A 25,643-nucleotide genomic window follows, 5' to 3' on the forward strand; every position below is an offset into this window, starting at 1 on the left:
CACTTACCAGCTCACGGGCATCTTCTTGACGCCGTACCCGAGCCCGTCGTCCATGAACGGGAGGTCCGCGAGGTCGGCGGCCAGAGTCAGTGTCGGAATGCGCCGGAACAAGGCGGCGAACACGACCTGGAGCTCCAGGCGGGCCAGCGGCTGGCCGGTGCACTTGTGCACACCGAACCCGAAGGCGAGCTGCTGACCGGCGTCGCGGCGCAGGTCCAGCTTCCCGGCGTCGGGGAACACGCTGTCGTCGCGGTTGCCGATCTCTTCCGGGAGGATCAGACCCTCGCCGGCGCGGATCACCTGCCCGGCGATCTCGATGTCCTCGACGGCCACGCGGCGACGGCCGGGCTGGACGGTGGTCAGGTAGCGCAGCAACTCGTCGACGGCCGCGGCGACCTGGGGGCCGTCGGAGTCCTTCAGGACGGCGATCTGGTCGGGATGCTGCAGCAGGGCCAGCGTGCCCAGCGCGATCATGCTGGCTGTGGTCTCGTGCCCCGAGATCAGCAGGAACAGGACCAGCATCACCAGCTGGTGCCGGTTCAGCTGGCCGGTGGCCAGCCGTTCGGTGGCCAACTGGGACAGCAGGTCGTCCTCGGGGGCGGCGAGCTTGCGGCCGATCAGCTTGGCCAGGTAGTGGTACAGCTCGCCCTGGGACTTGTTCACGGCGTCGTCCGGTACGTCGCTGCCGGTCATCGTCCTGATGGCGTGCTGGAAGAAGTCGTGGTCCTCGTAAGGGACGCCGAGCACGTGGCAGATGGTGATGGACGGAATCGGCAGGGCGAAGTCCGCCACGAAATCCGCCGGCTTCGGGCCGGCCAGCAGAGCGTCGATGTGGTCGTCGACGACCTGCCGGACCGTGGGCCGCAGTTGCTCGACCTTGCGCGGGGTGAACGGCCGGGCGATCATCCGGCGCAGCCGGAGGTGCTCGGGGCCTTCCATGGCGGTCAGGAACTGGCCTTCTTCATGGTGGTCCCGCAGGAACTGACTGTGGAACGGGTAGCCCGGCTGCATCCAGTCCGCGCTCACCCGGCGGTCCGACAGCAGCGCGCACTGCTCCGCATGCCTCGTCACCAGCCACGGAGTGCTGTCGTCCCAGAGCCGGACTCGGACCAGCGGCGCCCGTTCCTGCAGCTCGGCGAGCCCGGGCGCCGGATCCAGCGGACAGCCGGGCGCCCTGGGAATCGGAAAGAACGGGACTGCCGTGGATTCCAGATCAGGAACGTTGGCCTGCGAAGACGTCACAATCCTAGCTCCGTCCCGAATGTCACATAACGGAATACGCATGAAGAGTGGAGCCGACGGGAAATCATCCGTGTTCAGGCTTTGCGCGCTGAAGGTGAGGAGCGTCAGACGGCGACCTCTCCGCTTGACGCTGTTCCGGATCGGCACCCTACCCAGATTCGATCAAGCTCTACAAGGGGCGGGTCCGCCGGAACTGGTGGTCCTGCGTGGCGGAAGACCGAAGAACTCCCGTCGTCGCAGGCCACAGGGCACGTCCCTGTGGCCGGCGATGTCACTGCCGCACATCGCCCGATGGTTCCGGGACCAGGTGTGCCCACCTGCGATGTGTGCACCGCCCATTGACGTGACGCCAAGAAGCGTATGGGATAAGGATGTTGGAAGCAGTCAAGGCAAAGAGGAGTCAAAATGGCGCAGGCAGTGCAGGAACGCTCCGTGACCATGACGGACGAGGCGGAACCGGACATGGTTCTCTTCACCGACGAAGAAGGCCTTGACCTCGACGACGATGTCGAGTTGATCGCCCTGTCATCGGCTACTTTGGGTGCCATCGTCGCGCGGCGCTGCTGATCGCATCTGATGCCGACTCAGAAGCGGCTGGCCCTCTCGTTCGCTGGAGAGGGCCAGGTGTCGGTTCGATCGTCCACGCGGCATGCGCGCGTGACGCTCGGCCGGCCTTTGATCAATTCCGATGTCAATTCTCCGTTCTTCGTTCCTCTCGGACTGCTCTGCATTGCCTCACCGCTGACGGCACATGGTCATCCCACGGTCGTCGTCGACCTGGAGTACGAGCACCGGATCGGCGCCTTCGAACCCGGTGACGCCGACTGGCTCGAGCAGACCTGCGCTCGCTTCCTCGCCGCCGATCCCGAGATCCTCGGCCTCACCTGCCTCGCGGACACTCTCCCGTCATGTCTTCTCATCGGGCGTGAGGTCAAGCGGCTCCGGCCCGATGTCACGGTGGTTCTCGGTGGACCCGGGACGTTCGGTGTCTTCCCCGACGCCCTCCCGCGCTTCGCCGACTGCGTCGACTTCGTGTGCCGCGGCGAGGGAGAGCTCGCGATCACCGCCCTCGCGGACGCCGTCGCCGACGGGGCCGATCCCGCCGGGGTGCCCGGCTTCTGGTCGTGCAGGAACGGCCAGGCCGCGTCCAGCGGGCCCCAGCCGACCACGAACCTGAACCTCGTGCCGATGCCCGCGTACGACGCCGTCCCGATGGGCGACTACATCCGGCTGTCGACCCCGCACATCTTCGACGTGCACATCGGCTCCGGGTGCACCTACTCGTGCAAGTTCTGCATGACGTCGACGTTCTGGGACCGCGACTTCCGGATCAAGGATCCCGCGGTCATCCTCGACGAGCTTCGCTTCCTGCATCGCGCGTACGGGGTGACCCAGTTCAACTTCCTGCACGACAACTTCGCCAACAAGCGCACGTACCTCGACGAGTTCGTGTCCTACTTCGCCGAGCACAACGACATGTTCGAGTGGGGCTGCGCGGTCCGGCCGGACAACGTCAACCCGTCCCTTCTGCGGCGTATGGCCGACGCGGGATGCTTCAACATCTTCTGCGGCACGGACGCGGGATCGGAGAAGATCCTCAAAGCCATGCTGAAGATGCCCTCGACCAAGCGCACCTACGAGTTCTTCCGGTCCGCCCGGGAAGTCGGCATCCAGTTCGAGACGAACACCATCGTGGGATACCCGGACGAGAGCGCCGAGGACCTCGAGAAAGCACTGGAGGTCGTTTTCGACGCGATCGCCTACGGCGCCGTCAACAGTGACCTCAGTGTGCTTCAGCCGCTTCCCGGCGCTGAGATCACGGACGAGTACCGGGCCGAACTCGAACCGCTCGAAAGCGGACTCGACGTCATGGGCACCTTTCTCCCGTCGGACGTCCGCGCGCTCATCAAGGACAATCCGGCGACCTTCACCGGATTCAGCTTCATTCGCAGCGGAAATCGGGACTACGCCTACTACCAGGACGTGTTGCGCCTTTCCCGGTACTTCACGCGCCGCTATTACCACCTGCTGCGATTCCTCAAGCAGGGCGCGGGACACACGTACGTCGAACTCATCGACGCGCTGCTCGCACGGGCTGCCATGCCCATCGAGGAAGCGCTCGCCGAGATTCTGGCGCCCATGGAGGGCGTGCACGCGCAAGCCGCCAGGGCGCTGTTCGCCTACGACTCCATGCTCGCGGAGTTCCGTGGGGACGAGGTCGAGGAAGAGCTCGTCAACGTGTACAGACGGCCCGCCACCGTGGAGGAGAAGCCACACTTCCTGATCGCGGACTTCGAGGTCGACATCGTCACGATGATCTCCGATCCGCGCGACATCACCTGGCAGCCGGAGCTGAGCCGTCCGACGGTCGTGGTCGTGTACCGCGCGAGTGAGGCCGAGGTCTCGACTCTGCGCCTGACACCGGCGCAGGCCAAGATGTTCAAGGCCCTCATGCCGCGCGGGCGGGCAGAACGCGAAGCTCTCCTCGCGGACATCGCCCCCGGCCGGCTGCGCGAGGTCGCGACGGCGGTGGCAGGGTTGTGCGCGCGGATCGACGCCTCACCGGACGCCCCCGCAGGCACTCCCCCTGGGGTCGACGCCCCCCTCGTGACCACGTGAGCGCGACGCGCCCGGTCGTTGTCGAAGTGGACGACGACCCGATCCGATGGCACGGGCCCACGGGAGGCGACTACCTGAGCCGCTGGTTCGCGGCGGCCAGCCAGCACAGCCGGCTCGATCTCATGTGGGTCGAGGACGACGGGCTGAGCCAGCACTACCGCGTCCAGCGCGGCGCTGCCTTCTCCGACGGGAGCCCGGTGCGTGCGCGCGATCACGCCCGGGCGATCCGGGCCGCGCTCACGGTCCCGTCGCTCCAGCGGTTCCTGCGCGACATCCGCGCGGTCCGCACATCGAAGGACGCGCTCGTCGTCGAGCTGCGCCGCCCGGCGCCGCACCTTCCCAGCCTGCTCCGAAGCGTCGACCTCGCTCCGATCTCTTCGTGCGGGCAACTGTCCTCCGGTGCGTACCAGCGTGCCGTGCGCACCGCCGACGACGAGTACTGGCTCGAGCCCGTCAAGACCGGCACGCCACCTGTGCGGGTGCTCGTCCGCCGCGATCCGCACGACGCCCCCGAGAGGTTCCGGCGGGGCGAGGTCGATGTGACGTGCGCGACGGCGTTTCCGCTCGACCGTGTCCCGGACTTCGCGGGCAGCGGGGTGTTCCACACGGCGCCGACCGCGATCGAGATGCGTCTGGAGATCAACCCCGACAGCCCGTCGGCGGTGGGCGACGCCGAGTTCCGTCGCCGGCTCCTCGGCGCGCTTCGCTACGACCGCCTCGTCGCACGGTGCTGGAGCGGTGCGGAGCCGGCGGCGCCCGACCACCACGTCGAGGCACCGCCGAGCACCGTCGGTTCCGGTGTACGGCTGCGCCTGGGGTACTGGGACTACTACCCCAATCTGGACGTGGCCGAGGAGGTCGCGGCCCAGCTGACCGAGAACCTCGGAGTCGAGATCGAGCTGGCGCCCGCCGACTTCGTCTCGGGCTCGGCGCAGTCCTGCGACGTGCTCCTCGCGTTGCGGGGCCCGCTCTTCGAGGATCCGATCTGTGCTCTGGACCTGCTCGACCCGGCGCGCCGTGACCCCGTGCTCGCGCCGCTGCTGCACCGGCTGTCCGAAGTCCCGGACGACGGTGCGGCGTACGACGAACTGCGACGAGCGGTTCGCGAGCGGTGTCCGGTCCTGCCGCTCCTGCGTCTGCGGGGCCACTGGCTGCAACGCGAGGCACTGGGAGGTCTGCCCTGGCCACCGATGGACGCCGTGCGCTTCCCCCGGTTCAGCTGGAACGCCGATTCCTCATGACCTCGGCCCGACGGTGATCTCGCTACGAAGGAAGGCCAGGGATGGCTGACGGAATCGACCGCTACGTTCTCTCGCCCGCGGCGACCTGGTCCCGCGACGGCGACGAGCTGCGCGTTTTTTCCGACGAGGTACTGCTGGTCCGACGCTGCCCCGAATCGATGTTCGCATGGCTCGAAGCGGTCTCCGACGAGCCGGCCGGCCTCCCGGCGCCGAGCGGAGGCCACGTGGACGCGATCATGCGTACGCTGCTTCGGCTTCGCCTCGTGGTCGCACCGTTCGACCGTTCGTGGCACTCGTCCGCTTGGCGTAACCAGGTCGAGTACTTCGCGGCCCTGGGTCTGGATGCCGGCGCGGCGCAGGACCGGCTGCGCGCGGCACACGTGACCGTTCTCGGCGTCGGCGGCATCGGCGGCGCGGTGCTGGCCGAGATCGTGGGTGCGGGCGTGGGCGGGCTCACGCTCGTGGACGGCGACCGGGTCGCACTGGAGAACCTGAACCGCCAATATCTCTACCGGCGTTGTGACGTCGGACGGGCGAAGGTCGATGTGGCCCGCGAGTGGGTGCGCGAGCGCCTCCCCGAAGCGGAGCCGACCGCTGTCATGCAGACCGTCACGACCAGCGAGGCGTTGGTGCCGCACCTGCGCGAAGGCGGGTTCCTCGTTGTCGCGGCCGACCGTCCCGCGTCGCTGCCGGAACTGTGCGCTGAAGCCTGTCTTGAGCGCGGAGCGTCGATGATCACGGGAGGCTGCGGCCTGCGCGTAGGGTCGAGCGGACCGCTGATCCGGCCCGCCGACGTCCCGGCCTTCATCGCGTCACGCCAAGAGGCGAGGGCCACGGCCGGAGCCGCGGTCACACCGATGGCGGCCTCGTTCGGCCCGGTCAACACGCTGGTGGGCGCGACGATGGGCCGTGATCTCATCTTCGGCATACTCGGCGTGAGCGCCCGGACGACTGCGCATCGCGTCGAGCTGCTGGGGGCGGCTCTGACCTGAGAATGTGCGGGAGGTGAGCTCTTCGGAGGGCCCCGGCGGAGGCCCGACGCCGCAGCGGCCTGCCCGGTCACCCGAGGCTCACCGCCGTACCCGGGGCATGCCGAGGCCGATCCAGGAGATGATCTCGCGCTGGATCTCGTTGTTGCCGCCGCCGAAGGTGAAGATCACCGCTGAGCGGTAGCCGCGCTCCAGTTCGCCGTGCAGGACCGCGCCCGCCGAGCCCTCCTTCAGGGGGCCCGCGGCGGCGGTGATCTCCATGAGCCAGGCGTAGGCGTCCCGGCGGGCCTCGGAGCCGTAGACCTTGACGGCGGAGGCGTCCTGCGGGGTGAGCGTGCCCTCCTGGACCGCCGAGACCATCTGCCAGTTGAGCAGTCTCATGGCGTCGAGCCGGGTGTGGGTCCGGGCGAGCAGGCGGCGCACCCAGGGCAGGTCGGCCACCCGCCGGCCGTCGGCCAGCTTGGTGTCCATCGCCCAGCGCTGCACGTCGTGCAGGGCGCGGATGGCCATCGTGCCGTGCGCGGCGAGGGTGACGCGTTCGTGGTTGAGCTGGTTGGTGATCAGCCGCCAGCCCCGGTTCTCCTCCCCCACCCGCCGGGAGACGGGGACGCGGATGTCCTCGTAGTAGCTGGCGGTGGTGTCGTGCGAGGCGAGGGTGTTGATGACGGTGCAGGAGTAGCCCGGGTCGGAGGTCGGGACCAGGAGCATGGTGATGCCCTGGTGCGGCGGTGCCGCCGGGTCGGTGCGCACGGCGAGCCAGACCCAGTCCGCGGTGTCGCCGTTGGTGGTCCAGATCTTCTGCCCGTTGACGACGTACTCGTCGCCCTCCCGTACGGCGCGTGTCCTCAGGGACGCCAGGTCGGTGCCGGCCTCGGGCTCGCTGTAGCCGATCGCGAAGTCGATCTCGCCGGACAGGACGCGGGGCAGGAAGTACGCCTTCTGCTCCTCGGTGCCGTACCGCATGATCGTCGGGCCGACGGTGTTCAGAGCCATCAGCGGCAGCGGCACGCCGGCCTGGGCGGCCTCGTCGAAGAAGATGAACTGCTCCATCGCCGTCATGCCGCGCCCGCCGTACTCCGGTGGCCACCCGACGCCGAGCCAGCCGTCGGCGCCGAGGCGGCGGATGGTCTCGCGGTAGAACCGCTTCTGCGCGGCGCGGTCGGTGTAGCGCGCGTAGGCGTGTTCGGGTACCAGCTCGGCGAAGTAGGCGCGCAGGTCGCTGCGCAGCCGCTGCTGCTCGGGCGTGTGGTCGAGGTGCACGGCGCCTCCAGGGTCCCCAAGGGCGGTCCTGACGGCGCACACCGTAGAACGTGTTCCAGAAATAGGGAATGGCGAGCCGGGGTCGGATCGCTCGGATCAGCTCGGTCCGCACGGCGGAGGCGGTTCCCCCGCCGCCGCCGGGACGACCGGACCGGCCGGTCAGCCCAGGGTGACCATGAAGTCCGAGCAGGCGTCCGCGCAGACACGGCAGGCGTCGGCGGCCGACTCGGCGCCGGACTGCCCGTCGAAGGCGCGCGCGCAGTCCACCGAGACCGAGCGGCACCACTCCAGCTGGACTCTGATCCCCTCCTCGTCCTGACGGTTCTGCTCGGACAGCATCCGGCAGGTCGCGTCGCACACCTCGGCACACATGATGCCCATGCGGCGGACGCGCTCCTGCTGCTCGGTGCCGTCCGGATCGAGGAGGCTCGCGCGCACCGCGCAGGCCCTGGCGCACTCGGTGCAGGCCTGGGCACAGGTGAACCGGTCCTCCAGGAACCTGTAGAGCTGCTGCGGTGAAGTCGACGGGGTCACCCCGGGCGGGTAGCCGGACCGCGGCACCGCAAACGTGTTCGGGCGAGGTGCCGGGACGGAGTCCACGGGGGCCGGACCGGTGCGCGACCACCGATCACGGAAGGTGTCCGGTTCGTCCCGGTCTGGGCGGGGTATTCCTGAGTCATGAGTACCGCACAGACGCAGCTGGCCGCGGCGAGCGGTCTGATGAGCCTCGTGCTCTTCCTGATAGCGGTGTTGCTCCTGGCCATGCTCGCCGGTGGCTTCTGGATGAACTCCCGCATCAAGTACCGCGAGTCCCCCCGCCCGCGCCCCGATGAGCAGCCGCACCTGCCACCGGACGGTGCGGTGCACGAGCTGCAGGAGAACAGGGAACCCGACGAGATTCCGCAGGTGCCCAAGGGCGGCCGCGCCCTCACCCCGTACGAGCTGACCAACATGCACACCAGAACGAGCGAGAACCAGGAGCGCCCGCGCTGGAGCAAGGGGTCGAGCGGCTCGTTCGGCGGCGGCGGACTCGGCGCCCACTGACCGACACCACCGCACTGTCCACCGGCCCACCGACCCGACCATCCGCACCGAACACACCGAACGCACCGGCACCCGGCGAACGACCGGTGCGGCTACGGCCCGCGTCGGCCGCCCTCGCCCCGGGAGTCCCCGGCGGCGTCGAGGCGGCCGACGTGGGCCACGTTGCGCAGGTCCTCCGGGTCCCGGCTGGGCTCGGCCGCGAACCAGGCGTCGAGGATCTCCGTCAGCACCGGCGCCGAGGTGAGCCGCAGGCTGAGCGCCAGCACGTTGGCGTCGTTCCAGCGGCGGGCGCCCTCCGCCGTGGCGGCGTCGGTGCACAGGGCGGCCCGCACGCCCCGGACCTCGTTCGCCGCGATGGAGGCACCGGTTCCCGTCCAGCAGCACACGACGGCCTGCTCGGCCGCGCCCTCGGCGACCTCACGGGCGGCCGCCTCCGAGCAGACCGCCCACTGCGGGTCGGCACCCGGCCGCAAGGCGCCGTGCGCGCTCACCTCGTGGCCGCGCCGGCGCAGTTCCTCGACGAGGAGACGGGCGACGGGTTCGTCCATGTCGGAGGAGACGGAGATCCGCATGTCCCGAGCCTAGCCGCCCCGGGACGGCGCGAAGAGGCCCCGGTGGCGGCCGGCGCCGCCGCCCGGGGCCGTGCGGACTGTGGGAAGTGCGCGGGTCAGGGGTGGTCGGGCTGCTGCGCGGGCGGCACTCCGCCGCCTTCGCCGCCGCCCTTTCCGCCCTTGCCGCCCTTGTCCTGGCCCTGCCGACGGGCGGCCTCGTCCCGTCCGGCCGCGGCACGGGCCTTGAGCTCGCCGCTGTCCTGCGGGGTGGCGCCCCCCTTGTCACTGCGCCGCTGTTCGGGCTGCTGGGGATTGGACATGCGCCGGACTCCCTCCGGATGGTGCTCGTCATTGCGGGGTCCGGGTTCCCCGGCGGACGCGGGTGACGCCCCCGCCGCGCCCCCTCTCACATCCCGTCGCGCGCCCCCTGGCGGGTCGGCGCGGGCACGGGCGCGTCCCGCCCGGGCGGGACGGGCACGGACGCGAGGCCCCGCACGGCGGGGTGGGCACGGACGCGACCCCGCACGGCGGGGTGGGCACGGTCGCGAACGGCACGAGCGGGGCACGGGCGGGACACGGCGGGACGGGCACGGACGCGACGCGCACAGGCGGCACGGGCACGGACGTGCCCCTGCCCCGGCGGGGCGGGCACGGGCGTGGGTTCAGCGAGGTGCGCCGGTCAGCGTGGCGTGCAGGTCCTCCAGCGCGTCCAGGACCACCGAGCGGTGGTACCAGGCGAGCCAGGCCGCCGTCTCGGCGGCCAGTGCGTCCAGGGCGCGCGTCTGCGCGGCGGTCGGCCGGTGCCCGGCGTCCGGCCAGTGCACGGTGATCACGCCGGCGCAGGAGCCCGGCGCGGAGACCACGGGCAGGGTCACCAGGGCGCGGGCGCCGGCGGCCAGCAGGGCGCGCCGGCCGTCGTCGCCGAGCCGCGGGTCCCCCGCCACGTCGGGCACGACCACCCGGCGCCCGCTGCTCCGCGCGGCCCCGTCGGCCGTGTCGGAGGCCCGGCCGCGCAGCAGATGGTCCAGGAGTGCGTCGTCGCAGCCGTGGTGGCTCTCCGGCACCAGGGCGTTCACCGCGGGGTCGGCGAGCCGCACCCACCCGCCTGGCGCCCGTCCGGCGGCCAGTGCCGCGTGCAGCACGGCGTCGATCATCGGCCTGCGGCAGCGCGGGTCGCGGTCGCCGCGGCCGAGGACGCGCAACGCGGGCACCGGCAGCGCCCGGCGCCCGGGGAACCACTCCGCCCCGTCCGGCGGGCGGGCGGCGACCACGGCGGACACCAGGACCCGCAGCGGCACGTTGCACCGCTGGGAGACCGCACGCAGCTCGCGGAAGGCGGTGCCGGAGTCGGGCAGTCCGTAGCGGGCCATGAGCATGCCCTGGGCCATGCCGATCACCGGCGCGGTGCGCACCCGGGCGCGCAGGGCCCGTACCTCCCTGTGCAGGTCCTCGTACGTGGGCCGCAGCGGGTCCGCGATCTGGGAGCGCCAGACGGGCAGTTCCTCGGCCGGGGACTCGGTGGGGGCCAGGGCGCCGAGCGCCTCGTCGAGGGTGGCGAAGAGCCGTACGCCGTCGAGCCGGGCGAGGTGCACCGCCTCGCGGACACCGGGGCGGGCCCGGACGACGATCAGGTCCGGGCGTCCGGTGCGGGCCCGGGTGGTCTCCCTGAGCGTGCGCAGCACGGCGGCGCCGCCCAGTTGCACGTGGCCCATGTCGAGGACCGGGCGCAGACCGGCCAGGTCGGCCCGCTCCAGGTGACCGGCCAGTTCGTCCGACCACGCGTCGGCCCCCAGCGGGTCCAGGGTGCCGGACATGCGCAGCAGCAGGGCGCCTTCGGCGCAGAGGCCCTCGGCCTCGACGACGGACGACTCGATGACGAGGGGGGCCAGAGCGGCCTGGCGGCCGGAAGAGCATCTCATCGCACCACCACAGGAGGATGTCGCACGGAACCGGTTCGGCCTCTTCCCGACCGTCGCACCACCTTGCACGCTCCGTGGCCGACTCTCAACCGGACGTGACCGTGCCCGCGGTGGTCCGGGGACTCCGCCGACCAGCCGGTCGACGCGCGGCGGGAGGGGCGCTCGGCCGACCCGCCGGTGACCGTGCCGCGGTACGGGCGCTCGGCCCGCCTCGCGGTCACCGGCGGGCCGGCTGGAGTGATCGGGCGAGCTACGGAGCCGCAGTGGCGGAACCGGCGTTCAGCCGCCGTGGCGGCGCGTGGGCGAGGACCCGCGGGCCCGCTCCGGGGCGATCGGCCGGTGCTCCGGCTCCGGCGGCACCGGGTCGCGCCGGCGCGGCACGAGGGCGCTCCGCGCGGTGACGGCCGCGATCCGCGAGTCCCGGTCGGGTGTCGAGCAGGCAGGCGCCCCGGACGGGGCTGTCAGGCTCCCACCGGCTGTCGTCCCCGGCGGAAGGGCGACCTGGCGCGTGCGGACCTGACGCAGGGCGAGGTCGCGGCCGATGGTGCGGTCGCGGCCGGGGCACAGCAGGGTCGTCTCGGGGAGGTCCCGGGCGAACGCCTCGGCCGTGCCGTCCGTGGAGGCGTCGTCGGTGACGGGGACGCGCGGGCGTTCGGGCGGCCGCCGCGGCGGTGCGAGGGTGCGCGGGAGTTCGGCGCGGCGGTTGCGGGTGATGAGGACGACGGGGGTTCGGCCGTCCGGGTGACCTCGGCTCAGCGCGTTGCGCCCGGGGCCGCCCGGCGGTCCAGCAGCCGGGCGGCGTGTTCGACGTGCGGGGGCAGGGGACGGCGCCGGGCCAGGGCCGCGGGCAGGCGTTCGAGGGTCTCGCGCAGGGCGCGGCGGGCGCCGGGGCGGCCGGTGGCGGCGGCCAGGGCCAGGTCGGCGGCCGCGCGCAGGACGACGGGCCAGGGGCGGCGCAGGCAGGCCGTGAGCACGTGGTTGCGCCGGACCAGGCCGGAGCGGCCGGTGCGGCCCTGCGTCCCGGGCTGGTGGCGGGCGCTGAGGGCGGGTTCGTAGGCGAGGCCCCAGCCGCGTGCGGCGAGGTCGTAGGCGAGCAGGGTCTCCTCGCCGCCGAAGAAGAGCAGAGGGTGGTAGCCGCCGGCGCTCAGGAAGGCCTCGCGGCGCACCACGGAGGCGCAGGCGAGGAAGCCGAGCACCGGGCGGCCGGGCAGGTCGGGCTCGCGGGGCAGCGGGGAGGCGGCGAGCACGGCGTTCAGCGGGTCGTCGGCGGCCTCCTCGCCGACGAGGGTGCGGGCGGCGAGCAGGCCGAGCCGTGGGTGGCGGTCGAGGAGGTCGGCGGCCCGGCGCAGGGAGCCCGGGGTCCACCAGGAGTCGTCGTCGCTGAAGGCGACGTAGGGGGTGCGGGCGTGCCGGACGGCGAGGTTGCGGCCGACGGCGCCGGTGTTGGTGCCGGGGCACAGCAGCCGGGTGACGGCGGGGTGGTGCCGGACGGCCCTGCGGGTGGTGTCGGAGCTGGAGTTGTCGACGACGATGACGGGCGGCCGCTCGGGCAGCGCGGCCAGCGCGTCGAGGGTGCGCAGCAGGCTGGCACAGCGGTCGCGGGTGATGACGGCGACCGTGATCCGGGGGTCGGGCCCGGTGGTGGGCGCGCGGGCGGTGCGGGGCGCCCGGTCAGTGGACACGCGCCACCTCGGCGGTGCGCGGAAGCCGGGTGCGCGGCCTGCGCAGCTGGGTCAGGCAGGCGGCCGCGACCTCGCCGGTGCGCAGGCGCAGCAGCCGGGCGTCGGGGGTGCGGCCGTGCGGGTCGCCGGGCGGGCCGGGCTTCCACAGAGCCAGGTGTTCGGGGAAGGGCGGTGGTCCCCACAGCCGGGGCGAGACGGGTCCGAAGAGGGTGACCGAGGGGGTCCCGTGGGCCACCGCGAGGTGGGCGAGTCCGGTGTCCCCGCTGAGCACCAGGGACGCCCCGGCCACCAGGGCCGACAGCTCGGCGTACGGCAGGCCGCCGGTGAGCACGCCGGAGCCGGGCTGCCCGGCGCGTTCGGCGACCGAGCGCACCAGGGCGTCCTCGCCGGGGCCGCCGGTGAGGACCACGCGGTGCCCGGTCGCGCGCAGGCAGCGGACGACGGCGGCGAACCGCTCGCCCGGCCAGCGGCGGGCGCCCGAGGCGGCCCCCGGGTGCACCACCACGGCGCCCGGTGCCGGGGACGGCGTGGTGGGCCGCGGGATGCGCAGGTCGAGGGGGTCCGCCGGGATGCCGTAGGCGTGCAGGAACCGGCACCAGCGGTCCCGTTCGTGGGCGTGGGCAGGCCAGGGCGGGCCCTCCGCAAGGGCGTGGGCGAGCAGCCGGCGCGGGTGCAGGGCGGCCAGCGCGTCGCGGCTCTCGGGACCGTTGCCGTGCAGGTCGATCGCCACGTCGGGCGGCGGCCCCGGCCAGTGCGTGAGGGAGGGCACCGCCCGGCCGGGGGCCTCGGCCGGGAAGACGGCGTCGACCGCCCCGGTGGACCGGGCGGCCTCGGCGAGTGCCGGGGGCAGCGCGAGGTGGACCCGGTGTCCGGGGAAGGCGCGGCGGACGCCGCGCAGCGCGGGCACGCCGGCCAGCAGGTCGCCGAGGCCGAGCGCGCGCAGCACCAGCACGCGCGGGGGGTGCGGGGCGGCGGTCACCGGGCCGGTCCCCCGGCGGGCGCGGGTGCCTGGGCGGCGCGGCGGGCCAGGCCGGTGGTGGAGCGGCCGTCCAGGTAGGGCAGCAGCAGGACCTGTCCGCCCCAGCTCTCCACGAGCGGCTGTTCGGGCAGCCGGGTGCGGGCGTAGTCGCCGCCCTTGGCCCACAGGTGCGGGCGCAGTTCGGCGAGGACGCGTTCGGGGGTGTCCTCGTCGAAGACGGCGACGGCGTCGACGCACTCCAGCGCGCGCAGGACGCGTACCCGGTCGGCGACGGGGACGAGGGGACGGCCGTCGCCCTTGCGCCGGCGGACCGAGGCGTCGGAGTTGACGCAGACGACCAGGCAGTCACCGGCCCGGCGCGCGGCCTGCAGGAGGGCGACGTGGCCGGCGTGCAGGAGGTCGAAGCAGCCGCCCGCGGCGACGACGGTGCCGCCCGCCGCCCGTACCCGGGCGGCCGTGCGGCGGGCGTCGGCGGTCGGGTCCCGGTCCCCCGCCGGGTCCGGGCCCGCGGCCGGCTCGTGGTGGGGTTCCGGTGCGGTGGCCGCGCGGGCGCCGCCCTCGGCCACGTACCGGGTGGCGGCGTGCACGGCGCCCTGGACGGCGGCTTCCGTGAGGGCGCCGTCGGCGAGGAGCGCGGCGGCGGCAGCGGCGAACCGGTCGCCGGCGCCGCAGGGGTCGCCGGCCACGCCGGCCGGTGTCGGCACCAGCAGGGGTGTCTCGCCGTGCGAGAGCAGTGCGCCGCGCTCGCCGAGGGTGACCGCGACGGCGTGCGCCCGCCAGGCCCGCACGAGGGCCCGGGCGTCGCGGGCGGCCGTGCGCAGGCCGGCGTCGTCGCCGGACTCGGCGTCCTGCCCGGCCCGCTGGGCCAGGAGGCGGGCCTCCTGCGCGGAGGGCGTGCACAGCCGTACGCCGGGGACCGGGGGGCCGCCGCGCAGGTGCGGGTCCCACACCACGGGTGCGCGCGCGGCCGCCTGTGCCAGGGACTCGCCGAGGACGTCGGCGGTGCCGCGGCCGTAGTCGGCGACGAGCACCGCGTCCGCGCCGGCGACCGCCGTGCGCGCCCGCGCGGTGGCCTCGCGGGCGCGTCCCTCGCCGTCGTCGAGCCGCAGCAGCGGCCGGTCCCCCGCGAGCACGCGGGTCTTGCTGCTCAGCTCGCCGTCCAGGGGCAGTTCGACCAGCTCGACGCGGCCGGCCAGCAGGTCGCGCAGGGCGGCGCTGGACTCGTCGTCGCCGAGGGCGGTGACGAGGGTGACCGGGCGGCCGTCGGCGGCGGCCAGGCAGGCGGCGAGGGCCGCGCCGCCCGGGCGTGAGCTGCGCCGGGTGCCGTGCACCACCGGCACGGGCGCGTCGGGGGCCAGCCGGTCGGCGCGACCGCACAGGTCGTGGTCGAGCAGGGCGTCGCCGACGACGAGCAGGGGGGTGCGGGGGGCGGTCATGCGGCTCCTTCCCCGTGGGTGTCGGGGGCGCCGGCCGAGGTCCGGCCGTTCCGGCCCCGGCCGACGAGGCGTCCCATCACGCCGCCGCGGCCGTCCACCCGGCCGTTCGTCCCGGTCCGGCCGTCCTCGGCGCGCCCGTCGGCCTCGCCGCGCCCGACCGCCTCGTCGAAGGCCTCGCAGAGCATGTGCACGGCGACCAGGTGGAGTTCCTGGACGGTGGCCGCCACCGGGGCGTCCACGCACAGGGCCTCGTCGGCGGCGCGGTGCAGCGGGTTGGGGGCCCGGCCGGTCATCGCCCAGACCGTCATGCCGAGGCCGTGCGCGCGGTCGGCCGCGGCCAGCAGGTTGGCGCTGGCGCCGCTGGTGGACAGCAGTATGAGCACGTCGCCCGGTCGGCCGTGCGCGGCGGTCTGGCGGGCGAACACCTCCTGCACGCCGTAGTCGTTGGCGATGGCGGTGGTGGCGGAGGTGTCGGCGTGCAGGGCGAGCGCGGAGAACGGCGCCCGGTCGTCCCGGTAGCGGCCGACGAGTTCGGCGGTGAGGTGCTGCGCCTGCGCGGCGCTGCCGCCGTTGCCGGCGACGAGCAGCCGGGCGCCGGAGCCCAGCCGGCGGGCCAGCACGGTGCCCCAGCGCTCGATGAGCGCACCGCGGTCGCGGAACGTCTCCAGGGCCTTCATCAGGTCGTCGCAGTGCGCGGTGTCGGTGGCGGTCCTCATCGGACGACTCCCTGGAGCGAGGGGCTCGTGGACACGGCGCCGTACGCCCCTGCCACGCCTTCGGCCACGCGGTCCCAGGTGTAGTGGGCCAGCACGCGGTCTCTTCCGGCGGCCCCGTAGGCGGCGAGCCGGCCGGGGTCGTCGAGGAGCGCGCGGATGACGCCGCTGAGGTCGTGGTGGTCGTCGTCGGCCGGGACCCGTACGCCGGTGACGCCGTCCACGACGGTGTCGAGCTGGCCGCCGACGGCGGTGGCGACGACCGGCGTGGCGCAGGCCATGGCCTCCAGCGGGACGATCCCGAAGGGTTCGTAGCGGGGCAGGGACAGCACGAGGTCGGCGCTGGACATCAGGCGGGGCATCCGGTCCCGGCCGACCCCGCCGAGCAGCGTCACGCGGTCGCCGACGCCGTACTCCCCGGCGATGGCGAGGAGGCGCTCGGCCTCCGGATCGGTACCGAGCAGGTCGGCCTCCGGGCCGCCCGCGACGAGGAGTTCGGCGTCCGGCACCCCGGCGAGGGCGCGGATCGCGCGGTCGAAGCCCTTGCGGGGCACGAGCCGGCCGACGGCCAGCAGCCGCCGCCGGACGCCGGGGGCCGTACGCGGCCGGCCGACCGGGCTGAACTGGTCCGGGTCCACCCCGCAGGGGACGACCGTGACGCGGTCCTCGGACAGGCCCATGGCGCGCAGTTCGGCCACCTCGTCGGAGCAGGTGGCGATGATCCCGGCGCACTCGTGGCCGACGGCCTCCTCGATCGCGAGGCGCTCGGGCGGGCTGGTGTCGTCGGCGCCCTGGTAGCGCTTCTTGACGGTGCCGAGGGCGTGGTAGGTCTGCACGACGGGGATGCCGAGGCCACGGGTGCCGGTCAGGGCCGCGAGCCCGGACATCCAGAAGTGGGAGTGCACCACGTCGGGCGGGTCGGCGGACCACTGCCGGTTGAGGTAGGCCCCGAACTCGGCCATGTGCGGGAGGAGTTCGTCCTTGGGAACGGGGGCGGGCGGCCCGGCGGGCACATGCACCACCTGGACCCCGTCGATGAGGGTCACCCGGTCGGGCAGGCCCAGGGAGTCGCGCCGGGTGTAGACCGTGACCCGGTACCCCTTCCTGGCGAGCTGGCGGGCGATCTGTGCCACGTACACGTTCTGGCCGCCCGCGTCCGGTCCGCCGAGCGCGGCCAGGGGGCTGGCGTGCTCGGAGACCATGGCGACGCGCCCGGCCGTGGGCAGAATGCGGCTCATCGGGTGACCTCCTTGATCAGGCGCTCCCAGTCGTCCAGGAAGCGCCGCTCTCCGTAGCGGGCCCGGGCCGCGGCCCGGGCTGCGGCTCCGGTCCGGCGCGCGTGCTCCGCGTCGGCGAGGAACGTCCGTACGGCGTCCTCCAGGACGTCGAGGCGGTTGGAGACCACTCCGGCGTCCTCGGGCACCGCCTCGCGGACCTCGGTGGTGTCCAGGGCGACCACGGGCATGCCCAGGAACATGGCCTCCAGCAGGGAGAGGCCGAGGGAGGTCCAGCGGACGGGGTGCAGGTAGAGCCGGCAGCGGGCCATCGCGCGGTGGAGTTCGTGCTGGGGCAGGTCCCGGGCGCGGCAGCGCTCGGGGGGCAGGTCCAGGTGTCCGGCGAGTCCTTCGGTGCGCATGCCGAAGACGTCGAGGGGCGCGGAGCGGGCGAACCGGGGCAGCAGGTCGGTCCCGGTGGTACGGCCCCTGCGCACGGGTTCGTTGACGACGACGGCGGCCCGTCGCTCGGTGCCGGTCCACAGCGGGCCGGGGTCGACGATGCCGTGCTCGACGACCTCGGTCGGGGCGCTGCCGTTGTCCCACATCAGCCGGTTGAAGTGGGTGACGTGGACGACGGGGACGCGGGACTGCCCGCCGAGCGGGTGCCGTTGGCGTTCGGGTGACTCGTCGGGGCTGTTGTGCTCGACGTACACGGCGGGCACGTCCACGCCGGGCCGGCGGCCGGTCCAGCGCCGGGCGAGCTCGGGTTCGTGCGGGCGCTGGAGCACCATCAGGTCGACGTCGCAGGCGCGCAGTTGGCCGGGGGTCACCTCCCGGACCGTGGCCGGCCAGTCCCAGGTCCGCGCCCGGCCGAGGCCGTCGGGGCCGCGGTCCTCGGTGACCGGGACGAGATAGGTGTGCGGGCCCTGCACGAAGGCGGTGAGCCAGGATCCGTGCACGTGCCAGACGAGGATGTTCATGAGTGCCGCTCCTGCATGAGCTTGTGCACCGCGCGCACCACGTCCTGTCCGGTGACCTCGTCCAGGCAGGGGTGGCCGGGCACCGGGCAGACCAGGGCCCTGGTGTCCGCGCACGGCGCCGACCGGTCGCCGAGGATGATGGTGGGGACGCCGTACGGTGCCCAGCGGTCGGCCGGGACCACCGGCGCGAACAGCGACACGACGGGGGTGCCGACTGCGGCGGCCAGGTGGGCCGGTCCGGTGTTGGCGCTGACCACGACGTCGGCCATGCGCAGCACGCCGGCGAGGGTGCGGGGGCCGGTGCGGCCGCCGAGGTCCACGGCGACGTCCCCGCTCACCCGGCGGGTGAGCGCGGTCTCGTCCGGGCCGCCGGTGACGACGACGCGGTGCCCGGCGTCGGCGAGCAGCGCGACGGCCTCCTCGCACCGGTGGGCGCTCCAGGCGCGGGCCGGGGCGGTGGCGCCGGGGTGCAGCACGACGTAGGGGCCGTGGCCGGTCATGCCGCTGGTGTCCGGGGGCGGCAGGACGCGCAGCCGCCCGTCGTCGCCCTCGGGCGGCGTGAAGCCCATGGCGGCCGCGGTGTCGAGCGCGGCCTCGGCCTCGTGCCGGCCCTCGCGGCGCCGGTGGCGTACGTCCAGCAGCCGGCCGGGGTGGTCGACGCTCTCGGCGCCGATCCGCGTGACGCCGGCGAGCCGCAGCAGCAGTGCGGTGGGCAGCGGGCTCTGGTGGAAGGAGGTGAGGACCAGGGCGGTGTCGAAGGCGGCCGCGCGCAGGCGTACCAGCAGCCGGTCGACGTCGGCCACGTCGACCGCGGGCGGGTCGAAGCCCTCCCAGGGCGCCTCCCACTCCAGCACCTCGTCCACGCCGGGCAGCAGCCGGGCGGCCGCGGCTCCCCGCGGCCCGCACAGCATGGCCACGTGCGAGCAGTGAGCGGCGACGGCCCGCACGGCGGGCCCGGCGAGCAGCACATCACCGAAACTGTCGAGCCTGACGACCAGGGCTTTCACGACGACCACCTCCCGGACCGGGTCCCCTCGGGGGCGGGGCTCTCGTCCGCCGCTCGGGCCGCCTCCTTCGCGTCCGGCGCCTCCCGCAGGGCCCCGCGCACCGCTGTCAGCACGTCGGGGGCACGCGCGGAGGCGAGGAGCCGGGCCTCGGCGGGGGCCGTGGCCGCGTTCGGTACGAGTACGCCGCGGGCGCCGGCCGCGCGGGCGGCCAGGACGTCCGCCGCTATGTCGCCGATCACCAGGCACCGGGCGGGCGGGACGCCGAGCCGGGCGGCGGCCGCCAGGATCAGGCCCGGGCGTGGTTTGCGGCAGGCGCAGCCGGCGTCCGGGACGTGGGGGCAGAAGAGCCAGGCGCCGAGGCCGCCGAGCAGGTGGTCCGCCCGCTCGTTGACGGCGCGCACCTGCTCGGTCGTGAGCAGGCCGCGGCCGATGCCCGACTGGTTGCTCACCACGGCGGTGCCCAGGCCGGCCCGGCGGGCCAGCCGGACCGCGGCCGCGGCGCCGGGCAGCAGCCGTACGCGGTCGGGGTCCCCGTTGTAGGGCACGTCCGCGAGGAGGGTGCCGTCGCGGTCGAACAGCACGGCCGCGACGGGAGGCCGGTCGGTGTTCACCCGGCACCTCCGAGAGGTTCGGCGTTGCGGTGGCGCAGGACTCCGCGGGTCCAGTGCCGTACGGCGAGCGGCGGGATGAGCACGCTGGTGCCGAGCATCCCGGCGACCTCACGGGCGGTACGGGGACCCGGCAGGATCCGCGCCAGGGCGAACTCGGCGGTGCCCAGGGTCCACAGGGCGGCGCAGACGGCGGCGGCGCGGCGGCGGCCCGTCAGGGCGCACCCGGCCGCCGCGAGGGCGGCGCCGGTCACCACCAGGTGCCGGGGCAGCCGGCCGCGGGGCGCCTGGGCGCGGCGCCACCAGTCGCGTCCGTGCAGCCGGCTCATCAGGGCGTCGTCGGCGTTGCCTCGCTGGGCGGGCAGCGAGGCCCACCAGTGGGCCGCGCGCACGGGGTGCCGGGTGACCCGCGTGCCCCGGCACAGGGTCCAGCCGGCGCGCTCGACGCGCAGGGCGAGGTCGGCGTCCTCGCGGAAGGCGCGCGGGAAGCGTTCGTCGAAGCCGTCGACCAGGGTGAGCGCGGCGGTCCGGTACGCCATGTCGGCGGTGGCCCAGGCCGCGTTCTCCAGGCCCTTGGTGTTGCGTTCCCAGTCGGTGGGCCGGCGGTCCTCGGGCAGCGGGACACTGAGCCGCCCCTGGATGCCGCCGACCTCCCCGCCGGCCCCCCGCAGGTCGTCGGCGAGCCTGCGGGACCAGTCGGGGAGCACCTGGACGTCGTCGTCGAGGAAGACGGTCCAGGGGGTGCGGACGGTGCGCCACCCGGCGTTGCGGGCCGCGGCCGGCCCCTTGCCGCCGGTGCGCAGGGTCCGGACCCGGTCGAGCAGCGGCCCGGCGGCCTCCAGGGGCAGGTCGCCCTCGGTGCCGGGCCGGTCGTCGACCACGATCACCTCGTGCGGCGGGTGTTCCCGGGCCCCGGCCAGGGCGCGCAGGCACTCGGCGAGGCAGGGGCGGCCGATCGTCGGGACGACGACGGTGTAGGCGGGCGCGGGTGTCATGCGAAGGCCTTTCGTCGCCGGATCGCGAAGGGGCCGAGGACGAGCAGGTCGACGGGGGCGGAGCCGAAGCACTCCAGGGCGTCGCGGGGGTCGTCCACCATGGGCCGCCCGGCGGTGTTCAGGCTGGTGTTGACCACCACCGGCAGCCCGGTGCGCCGTTCGAACCCGTCGATCACCCGGGCCACCAGGGGCTCCTCGGCGCGGTCCACGGTCTGGATGCGGGCGGTGCCGTCGACGTGCACGACGGCCGGGATGCGGGCCCGCCAGTCGGCGGCCACGTCGTGCACGAAGAGCATGTGCGGGCTGGGCAGCGGGCCGTCGAACAGCTCGGCCGCGCGCTCGGCGAGGACCATGGGGGCCACGGGCCTGAACTCCTCGCGCCCCTTGACCGCGTTGAGGCGTTCGACGTTCGCCGCGTGGCCCGGGTGGGCCAGCAGCGAGCGGTGTCCGAGGGCGCGCGGCCCGTACTCGGCGCGGCCCTGGAACCAGGCCACGATGCCGTCGGCCGCCAGTGCCTCGGCGGCGGTCTCGGCGATGTCGGCGGGCTCCTCGTAGGGGACGGCCGCCCGTTCCAGCCACGCGCGCAGTTCGTCGTCGCTCCAGCCGCGGCCGAGGGCGGCGGTCGGCATCGGCTCCAGGGTGTCCTTCTGGCCTGCCACGTGGGCGGCCGCGCCGAGGGCGGTGCCGGCGTCTCCGGCGGCGGGCTGCACCCACACGTGCCGGAAGCCGCTCTCCCGCCACAGCCGGGTGTTGGCGACGCAGTTGAGCGCGACGCCGCCGGCCAGGGCCAGGGCGTCCTCGCCGGTGTGTTCGCGCAGCCGGCGGGCGAGCGCGAGCACGGTCTCCTCCAGGCAGAGCTGGGCGCTGGCGGCGAGGTCGGCGTGGTCCCGGCTCCAGTCGCCGCCCGGCGGGCGTGGCGGGACGAGCTCGGCCCAGGGCACCGGACGGGCCCGGAAACCGTGGGGTCCGCCGGCTCCGCCCGTGTCGTCGGCGTGCACGTACGCGCGCAGGCGGTCGGCGAAGCGCGGGGTGCCGTACGACGCGAGGGCCATCACCTTGAACTCGTCGCTGCTGCGCAGGAATCCGAGGTGCTGGGTGAGGTCCTCGTAGAACAGGCCCAGGGAGTCGGGCAGTTGCTGGGCGCCGAGGACGGTCAGCTCCCGGTTGGTGTAGCGGCCGGCGAGGTGCGAACCGCACTCGCCGCGCCCGTCGAGGACGAGGACGGCGCAGTCGGGGTACGGCGACATGGGCCCGGCGGAGGCCGCGTGGGCGACGTGGTGGGCGACGAAGCGGACCTTGGCCGGATCGAGGCCCGGCAGTGCCTCGGCGAGGAAGCCGGGGGCCCGGCGGGCGTACTCCTGGCGCAGGTGGTCCCAGGGGTCGTCGAGACCCATGCGTTCGGCGGGGCGGGCGAGCGCGGGGTCGTAGGAGTAGGCGACGGCGTCCAGGTCGGCGGGGGTGAGACCGGCGTGCTCCAGGCACCAGCGGGCCGACTGCTCGGGCAGTTCCCAGGCGGAGAAGGGGAGGGGCCGCTTGCCGTGCTTACGACGGGAGAAACGTTCTTCCTCCGCGGCCGCCACCACCTTGCCGTCCGAGACCAGGGCCGCGGCGGGGTCGTGGAAGAGGGCGTTGATACCGAGGACGTGCATGCGCTGTCTCCAGGGCTGCGGAGGGGCGGGGGTCAGGACCGGACGGCCGGCTCCCCGTCCGGCGGCTGACCGGCGAAGTAGGCGATGGTCTGCTTCAGGCCCTCCTCCCAGGGCACCTGCGGCGACCAGCCGAGCAGCTCGCGCGCCAGGCTGGTGTCGGGGCGGCGCCGGCCGGGGTCGTCGACGGGCCGGTCGATGAACACGATCGGGGAGGGCGAACCGGTCAGGGCCACCACGCGGCGGGCCAGGTCGGCCATGGTGATCTCGTCGGCGCCGCCGATGTTGACGGGCCGCACGGACCGGCTGGCGGCCACCCGCAGCACCCCGTCGACGGTGTCGTCCGCGTAGCACAGCGAACGGGTCTGGCTGCCGTCGCCGGTCACGGTGAGCGGCTCGCCGGCGAGCGCCTGGCTGATGAAGGTGGGCACGGCGCGCCCGTCGTGCGCGCGCATCCGCGGCCCGTAGGTGTTGAACAGGCGGACGATGCCCGCGTCGGTGCCGTGCGCCCCGGCGTGCGCGGTCACGAGCGCCTCGGCGAACCGCTTCGACTCGTCGTACACGCTGCGCGGTCCCACCGGGTTCACGTTGCCCCAGTAGCCCTCGTGCTGGGGGTGGACGAGGGGGTCGCCGTACACCTCGGACGTGGAGGCGAGCAGGAACCGGGCCCCGTCACGCTCCGCGACGGCCAGGGCGTTGCGGGTGCCGAGGCTGCCCGCGTCCAGGGTCTCCAGCGGCAGGCGCAGGTAGTCGGCGGGCGAGGCGGGGCAGGCGAAGTGCAGAACCAGGTCGTACGGTCCCGGCAGCCGCCGCGCGCAGTCCGGGGCGGAGACGTCGCAGTGGACGAAACGGAAGCCGGTCCTGCCGTCCAGATGCGCCACGTTCTCGCGCCGTCCGCACACCAGGTTGTCCGCGCAGTCGACTTCGGCACCCGAATCCAGGAGCCGCTCGCACAGATGGGAACCCAGGAAGCCGGCGCCGCCGGTCACGAGGGCACGCCGCCAGGGAACCGCAAGGGTCTCACCAGTCATGACTCTTCCTCCGTCCGCGCGCTCGCGGTGCTCGCGGTCTTCGCGCGCGGGCTTCTGCGCTCCGCGCGGACCTCACGGTGGTCGCGGTCGTCGCGGTGGTCGCGTGCCGCGCGTCCTCGTGGCGCTTCCGCGCGGGTGGCGCGGCGCGTACGGGACGGTCCGGCCGACGTCGTCGTCGGCTCCCCGGGGACGGACGCTGATGGGATGACGGCAGGGCCCGGGTCCCCGCTGATCGGGAGGACCGCCCTGGTCGGCCGCCACTGGCTGGACGGCACTGGCACTGTGTTCCCGTGCCGGTCGGCTTCACACGTTGATTCCGATTGTGTTCGCGGCCGGGCACTCTCGCGACTCAGACGGTCGCGCAGCTGGGTCGAAAGTCCGCTTGCCCAAGCCTCTGAACTGCACTTTCGCGAGATCCGGCCGGGTCGGCCGCCGCGCGCGCCCGACCGCCGGATCCGGCGTCCGCGACCGGGGCGGCGGCGAGGGCGGACGAGCGGACGCGTGCCAGGTTCGGAACCTGTCGGCAACTGGCCGCCACGCGCGCCGCACCGACCGTAGGGACGGGGCCGGGGGGACGGGGTACGGGCGCGGGCGGAGCGAGGAGTGGAACCCGGGGGCCTGGGGCGGGGTGCGGGCGCGGGGGGGCTCTCCGGCCCGAACACGGGCGCGGAGCGCAAGGAGAGGCCGGGGACGGGCCCCTGCGCGAGCGCGGGGGCGACCGGGCGCGGGCACCGGCACGGGGCGGCGCCCGGGCACAGGCGCGAGGCTCGGGGCGGCCCTCGCCCGCGGGCACAGGCCGAGGAGGGGCCTCGGGCGCGGACGCGGCGCTGGGGCGCCGGCACACGCCGGGGAGCAGCTTTCGGCGCGAGCGCGGGGGCGCCCGGGGCACGGGCACCGGCACGGGGCGGCCCTTGGGCGCAGGCGCCGGGCTGGGGGCGGGCCTCGGGTGTGGACGGGGCAAGGGGCGGCGGAGCCTCGGTCATCGGTGAGGCGCGGGCCGGCGGGGGGCGGGCCGAACGGCGGGGGGCTGTCACTCGAAGCGCTGACGGACGGAAGCGAGTCGTGTAGCGCTCCGGGGACGGGGCACTCGGCGCTGCGACCGGCAGGCCGGCGACGGCCGCCGCGCACACGAGGAGGTAACGACATGGGTCACGGCGGGAACGTCATCCACGAACTGACGACCGATCACCGTGAGGTCGAGGAGATCTTCGGCCGCTTCGAGGCGCTGCCGCCCGGTTCCAAGGAGCGCAAGCTGCTCGCCGACCAGGCCACCATCGAACTGGTCCGGCACTCGGTGGCCGAGGAGGCCTACCTGTACCCGGCGGTGCGCAAGCACGTGAAGGGCGGCGACGCGCTGGCCGACAAGGAGCTCGAGGACCACGCCGAGGCCGAGCAGATCATGAAGGACATCGAGGGCCTGGACGCGGACGACCCGCAGTTCGACACCCTCATGACCCGGTTGATGAGCGAGATCCGGTCCCATGTGGAGGACGAGGAGCAGAACCTCTTCCCGATGCTCCAGGCGGCCTGCTCGCCGGAGGCACTGGACGAGCTCGGCGACAAGGTGCGCCGGGCGAAGAAGACCGCGCCGACCCGCCCGCACCCCACGGCACCGGACAAGCCCCCGGCCAACAAGATGCTGGCACCGGGCGCCGGTCTGGTCGACCGGCTGCGGGACGCGATGTCCGGGCGGGGCAAGGAAGGCTGATCTCCACCGGGGAGGCGCCGCACCACCCGGGACGCCACGGCGCCTGCCGAACACATGATCATGTGTTCGGCAGGCGCCGTGGCGTCTCCGTGCAGAGCCCAGGAGCAATCCGTGCAGAGCCAGGAGCACGAGCGAGAGCTGCGAGCCCGAGGCATCGCCCCACCGCCCTGTACCGCCCTGTCGGAGCCGGAGCCCGAGGCATCGCCCCACCGCCCTGTACCGCCCTGTCGGAGCCGGAGAGCCACGTCAGAGCCACGGGCTCACGCCGCCGGACGGGGGCCGCCGGCGGGTGGCGCGGCACAGCAGGCGGAAGCCCTGCAGCAGGGTCAGGGGCCACAGAAGGGCGAAGCACCACAGCAGCGAGGGGTCCGAGGTCTGGATCCCCACCACGGCGGTGAACACGGACGCGCACCCGAGCAGCAGGAAGGCGAGCAGCAGCCACGGGCCCCGGCGGAGGCGGGACCGGCCCGGCGTCGCCCGCATCCGGTGCGCGAGCCGCCGGTCCTGCCGCAGCTCGGCCTCGATGATCAGCAGCGCGACGCGCTCGCGCGGCGAGAGCCGTACGTCGTCGGGGGTCTCCCAGTCGTTCACGGAGAACGCCACCTCCTCCGGCCGCCCGCGGCCTGCGTACTCGTCTCTCCGGACCCCCGGGTTCCCCACCGGGCCCCGGTCCAAGCGGCCGTGCCCGTCCCGGCGCCGGGGCCGGGGCGGTGAGGCTCCAGGCAACTTCCCCCGGCCGGGGGGCCGCTCTCCGCCGGGCGGGCGGTCCGGCCGCC

Annotated in this window: 24 protein-coding genes; 6 read left to right on the top strand and 18 right to left on the bottom strand. The window is 74.4% G+C overall.

Annotated elements, in window-relative coordinates; genetic code table 11:
• Positions 1-3 precede the first annotated feature (3 nt).
• Positions 4-1,071 carry a cytochrome P450 gene (locus B446_RS04715; protein WP_020938271.1) on the bottom strand — a complete coding sequence of 356 codons (1,068 nt, stop codon included), beginning with the start codon at positions 1,069-1,071 and terminating at the stop codon, positions 4-6.
• A gap of 576 nt (positions 1,072-1,647) precedes the next feature.
• On the opposite strand from B446_RS04715, the gene B446_RS39180 reads away from it, so the two are divergent.
• From B446_RS39180 to B446_RS36020, 4 genes are all read left to right on the top strand, one after another.
• Positions 1,648-1,809, top strand: coding sequence for a hypothetical protein (locus B446_RS39180; protein WP_158506745.1), 162 nt, complete (start codon positions 1,648-1,650; stop codon positions 1,807-1,809).
• Positions 1,810-1,917: 108 nt separating this feature from the next.
• Positions 1,918-3,861, top strand: coding sequence for a B12-binding domain-containing radical SAM protein (locus tag B446_RS04720; protein ID WP_020938272.1), 1,944 nt, complete (start codon positions 1,918-1,920; stop codon positions 3,859-3,861).
• Complete coding sequence (locus B446_RS04725) at positions 3,858-5,102, top strand: hypothetical protein (protein WP_148305723.1); 1,245 nt, start codon at positions 3,858-3,860, stop codon at positions 5,100-5,102. Before B446_RS04720 ends, B446_RS04725 begins: the two co-directional genes overlap by 4 nt.
• Positions 5,103-5,143: 41 nt before the next feature.
• Positions 5,144-6,094 carry a ThiF family adenylyltransferase gene (locus B446_RS36020; protein WP_020938274.1) on the top strand — a complete coding sequence of 317 codons (951 nt, stop codon included), beginning with the start codon at positions 5,144-5,146 and terminating at the stop codon, positions 6,092-6,094.
• Positions 6,095-6,172: 78 nt separating this feature from the next.
• Here the strand turns inward: B446_RS36020 and B446_RS04735 are convergent, their stop codons facing one another.
• Together B446_RS04735 and B446_RS04740 are read right to left on the bottom strand one after the other, a co-directional pair.
• Entirely contained in the window at positions 6,173-7,351 is a 1,179-nt protein-coding gene (locus B446_RS04735; protein ID WP_020938275.1) for an acyl-CoA dehydrogenase family protein, read from the bottom strand.
• Positions 7,352-7,510: 159 nt separating this feature from the next.
• Positions 7,511-7,885, bottom strand: a complete 375-nt coding sequence (locus tag B446_RS04740) for a ferredoxin (RefSeq protein WP_043477618.1) — start codon at positions 7,883-7,885, stop codon at positions 7,511-7,513.
• A gap of 144 nt (positions 7,886-8,029) precedes the next feature.
• Between B446_RS04740 and B446_RS04745 the strand changes: the two genes are divergently transcribed.
• Positions 8,030-8,395, top strand: coding sequence for a DUF6479 family protein (locus tag B446_RS04745; protein ID WP_020938277.1), 366 nt, complete (start codon positions 8,030-8,032; stop codon positions 8,393-8,395).
• A 92-nt stretch (positions 8,396-8,487) separates the two neighbouring features.
• Here the strand turns inward: B446_RS04745 and B446_RS04750 are convergent, their stop codons facing one another.
• From B446_RS04750 to B446_RS04815, 14 genes are all read right to left on the bottom strand, one after another.
• Positions 8,488-8,967 carry an RpiB/LacA/LacB family sugar-phosphate isomerase gene (locus B446_RS04750; protein WP_020938278.1) on the bottom strand — a complete coding sequence of 160 codons (480 nt, stop codon included), beginning with the start codon at positions 8,965-8,967 and terminating at the stop codon, positions 8,488-8,490.
• Between the two features lie 95 nt (positions 8,968-9,062).
• Entirely contained in the window at positions 9,063-9,266 is a 204-nt protein-coding gene (locus B446_RS04755) for a hypothetical protein (RefSeq protein WP_020938279.1), read from the bottom strand.
• Between the two features lie 342 nt (positions 9,267-9,608).
• Positions 9,609-10,865, bottom strand: coding sequence for a GAF and ANTAR domain-containing protein (locus B446_RS04760; protein WP_020938280.1), 1,257 nt, complete (start codon positions 10,863-10,865; stop codon positions 9,609-9,611).
• Positions 10,866-11,617: 752 nt separating this feature from the next.
• The gene (locus B446_RS04765) at positions 11,618-12,547 is read right to left on the bottom strand and encodes a glycosyltransferase family 2 protein (RefSeq protein ID WP_020938282.1); all 930 of its coding nucleotides are present in this window, start codon (positions 12,545-12,547) and stop codon (positions 11,618-11,620) included.
• Entirely contained in the window at positions 12,537-13,526 is a 990-nt protein-coding gene (locus B446_RS04770) for a glycosyltransferase family 9 protein (protein ID WP_020938283.1), read from the bottom strand. The genes B446_RS04765 and B446_RS04770 overlap by 11 nt, the downstream gene beginning before the upstream one ends.
• Entirely contained in the window at positions 13,523-14,962 is a 1,440-nt protein-coding gene (locus tag B446_RS04775) for a PfkB family carbohydrate kinase (protein ID WP_020938284.1), read from the bottom strand. The genes B446_RS04770 and B446_RS04775 overlap by 4 nt, the downstream gene beginning before the upstream one ends.
• Positions 14,959-15,678 (bottom strand): D-sedoheptulose-7-phosphate isomerase, encoded by a 720-nt coding sequence (locus B446_RS04780; RefSeq protein WP_020938285.1) that lies wholly within the window; start codon positions 15,676-15,678, stop codon positions 14,959-14,961. The genes B446_RS04775 and B446_RS04780 overlap by 4 nt, the downstream gene beginning before the upstream one ends.
• On the bottom strand, positions 15,675-16,913 hold the full coding sequence (locus B446_RS04785; RefSeq protein WP_020938286.1) for a glycosyltransferase: 1,239 nt from the start codon (positions 16,911-16,913) through the stop codon (positions 15,675-15,677). Before B446_RS04785 ends, B446_RS04780 begins: the two co-directional genes overlap by 4 nt.
• Positions 16,910-17,872 (bottom strand): glycosyltransferase family 4 protein, encoded by a 963-nt coding sequence (locus B446_RS04790; RefSeq protein ID WP_020938287.1) that lies wholly within the window; start codon positions 17,870-17,872, stop codon positions 16,910-16,912. The genes B446_RS04785 and B446_RS04790 overlap by 4 nt, the downstream gene beginning before the upstream one ends.
• On the bottom strand, positions 17,869-18,879 hold the full coding sequence (locus B446_RS04795) for a glycosyltransferase family 9 protein (protein ID WP_043477627.1): 1,011 nt from the start codon (positions 18,877-18,879) through the stop codon (positions 17,869-17,871). The genes B446_RS04790 and B446_RS04795 overlap by 4 nt, the downstream gene beginning before the upstream one ends.
• Complete coding sequence (locus B446_RS04800) at positions 18,876-19,490, bottom strand: D-glycero-alpha-D-manno-heptose-1,7-bisphosphate 7-phosphatase (protein ID WP_020938289.1); 615 nt, start codon at positions 19,488-19,490, stop codon at positions 18,876-18,878. The genes B446_RS04795 and B446_RS04800 overlap by 4 nt, the downstream gene beginning before the upstream one ends.
• Entirely contained in the window at positions 19,487-20,482 is a 996-nt protein-coding gene (locus B446_RS04805) for a glycosyltransferase family 2 protein (protein WP_020938290.1), read from the bottom strand. The genes B446_RS04800 and B446_RS04805 overlap by 4 nt, the downstream gene beginning before the upstream one ends.
• On the bottom strand, positions 20,479-22,131 hold the full coding sequence (locus tag B446_RS04810) for a carbamoyltransferase (RefSeq protein ID WP_020938291.1): 1,653 nt from the start codon (positions 22,129-22,131) through the stop codon (positions 20,479-20,481). The genes B446_RS04805 and B446_RS04810 overlap by 4 nt, the downstream gene beginning before the upstream one ends.
• A gap of 32 nt (positions 22,132-22,163) precedes the next feature.
• The gene (locus B446_RS04815; RefSeq protein WP_020938292.1) at positions 22,164-23,159 is read right to left on the bottom strand and encodes an NAD-dependent epimerase/dehydratase family protein; all 996 of its coding nucleotides are present in this window, start codon (positions 23,157-23,159) and stop codon (positions 22,164-22,166) included.
• A 1,144-nt stretch (positions 23,160-24,303) separates the two neighbouring features.
• Here B446_RS04815 and B446_RS04820 point away from each other — a divergent pair.
• Entirely contained in the window at positions 24,304-24,867 is a 564-nt protein-coding gene (locus tag B446_RS04820; RefSeq protein ID WP_020938293.1) for a hemerythrin domain-containing protein, read from the top strand.
• A 246-nt stretch (positions 24,868-25,113) separates the two neighbouring features.
• Here B446_RS04820 and B446_RS04825 read toward each other — a convergent pair whose 3' ends face one another.
• Positions 25,114-25,458: a DUF3040 domain-containing protein gene (locus B446_RS04825; RefSeq protein ID WP_020938294.1), complete on the bottom strand. Its 345-nt coding sequence runs from the start codon at positions 25,456-25,458 to the stop codon at positions 25,114-25,116.
• Positions 25,459-25,643 lie beyond the last annotated feature (185 nt).

The sequence above is a fragment of the Streptomyces collinus Tu 365 genome (genome assembly GCF_000444875.1).
GTDB lineage: Bacteria > Actinomycetota > Actinomycetes > Streptomycetales > Streptomycetaceae > Streptomyces > Streptomyces collinus_A.

Excerpts from the sequence above, each read along its gene's own strand:
- B446_RS39180 (WP_158506745.1), top strand. The coding sequence starts at position 1,648 with ATGGCGCAGGCAGTGCAGGAACGCTCCGTGACCATGACGGACGAGGCG.
- B446_RS36020 (WP_020938274.1), top strand. The coding sequence starts at position 5,144 with ATGGCTGACGGAATCGACCGCTACGTTCTCTCGCCCGCGGCGACCTGG.
- B446_RS04745 (WP_020938277.1), top strand. The coding sequence starts at position 8,030 with ATGAGTACCGCACAGACGCAGCTGGCCGCGGCGAGCGGTCTGATGAGC.
- B446_RS04750 (WP_020938278.1), bottom strand. The coding sequence starts at position 8,967 with ATGCGGATCTCCGTCTCCTCCGACATGGACGAACCCGTCGCCCGTCTC.
- B446_RS04755 (WP_020938279.1), bottom strand. The coding sequence starts at position 9,266 with ATGTCCAATCCCCAGCAGCCCGAACAGCGGCGCAGTGACAAGGGGGGC.
- B446_RS04760 (WP_020938280.1), bottom strand. The coding sequence starts at position 10,865 with ATGAGATGCTCTTCCGGCCGCCAGGCCGCTCTGGCCCCCCTCGTCATC.
- B446_RS04775 (WP_020938284.1), bottom strand. The coding sequence starts at position 14,962 with ATGACCGCCCCCCGCACCCCCCTGCTCGTCGTCGGCGACGCCCTGCTC.
- B446_RS04780 (WP_020938285.1), bottom strand. The coding sequence starts at position 15,678 with ATGAGGACCGCCACCGACACCGCGCACTGCGACGACCTGATGAAGGCC.
- B446_RS04785 (WP_020938286.1), bottom strand. The coding sequence starts at position 16,913 with ATGAGCCGCATTCTGCCCACGGCCGGGCGCGTCGCCATGGTCTCCGAG.
- B446_RS04790 (WP_020938287.1), bottom strand. The coding sequence starts at position 17,872 with ATGAACATCCTCGTCTGGCACGTGCACGGATCCTGGCTCACCGCCTTC.
- B446_RS04805 (WP_020938290.1), bottom strand. The coding sequence starts at position 20,482 with ATGACACCCGCGCCCGCCTACACCGTCGTCGTCCCGACGATCGGCCGC.
- B446_RS04810 (WP_020938291.1), bottom strand. The coding sequence starts at position 22,131 with ATGCACGTCCTCGGTATCAACGCCCTCTTCCACGACCCCGCCGCGGCC.
- B446_RS04815 (WP_020938292.1), bottom strand. The coding sequence starts at position 23,159 with ATGACTGGTGAGACCCTTGCGGTTCCCTGGCGGCGTGCCCTCGTGACC.
- B446_RS04820 (WP_020938293.1), top strand. The coding sequence starts at position 24,304 with ATGGGTCACGGCGGGAACGTCATCCACGAACTGACGACCGATCACCGT.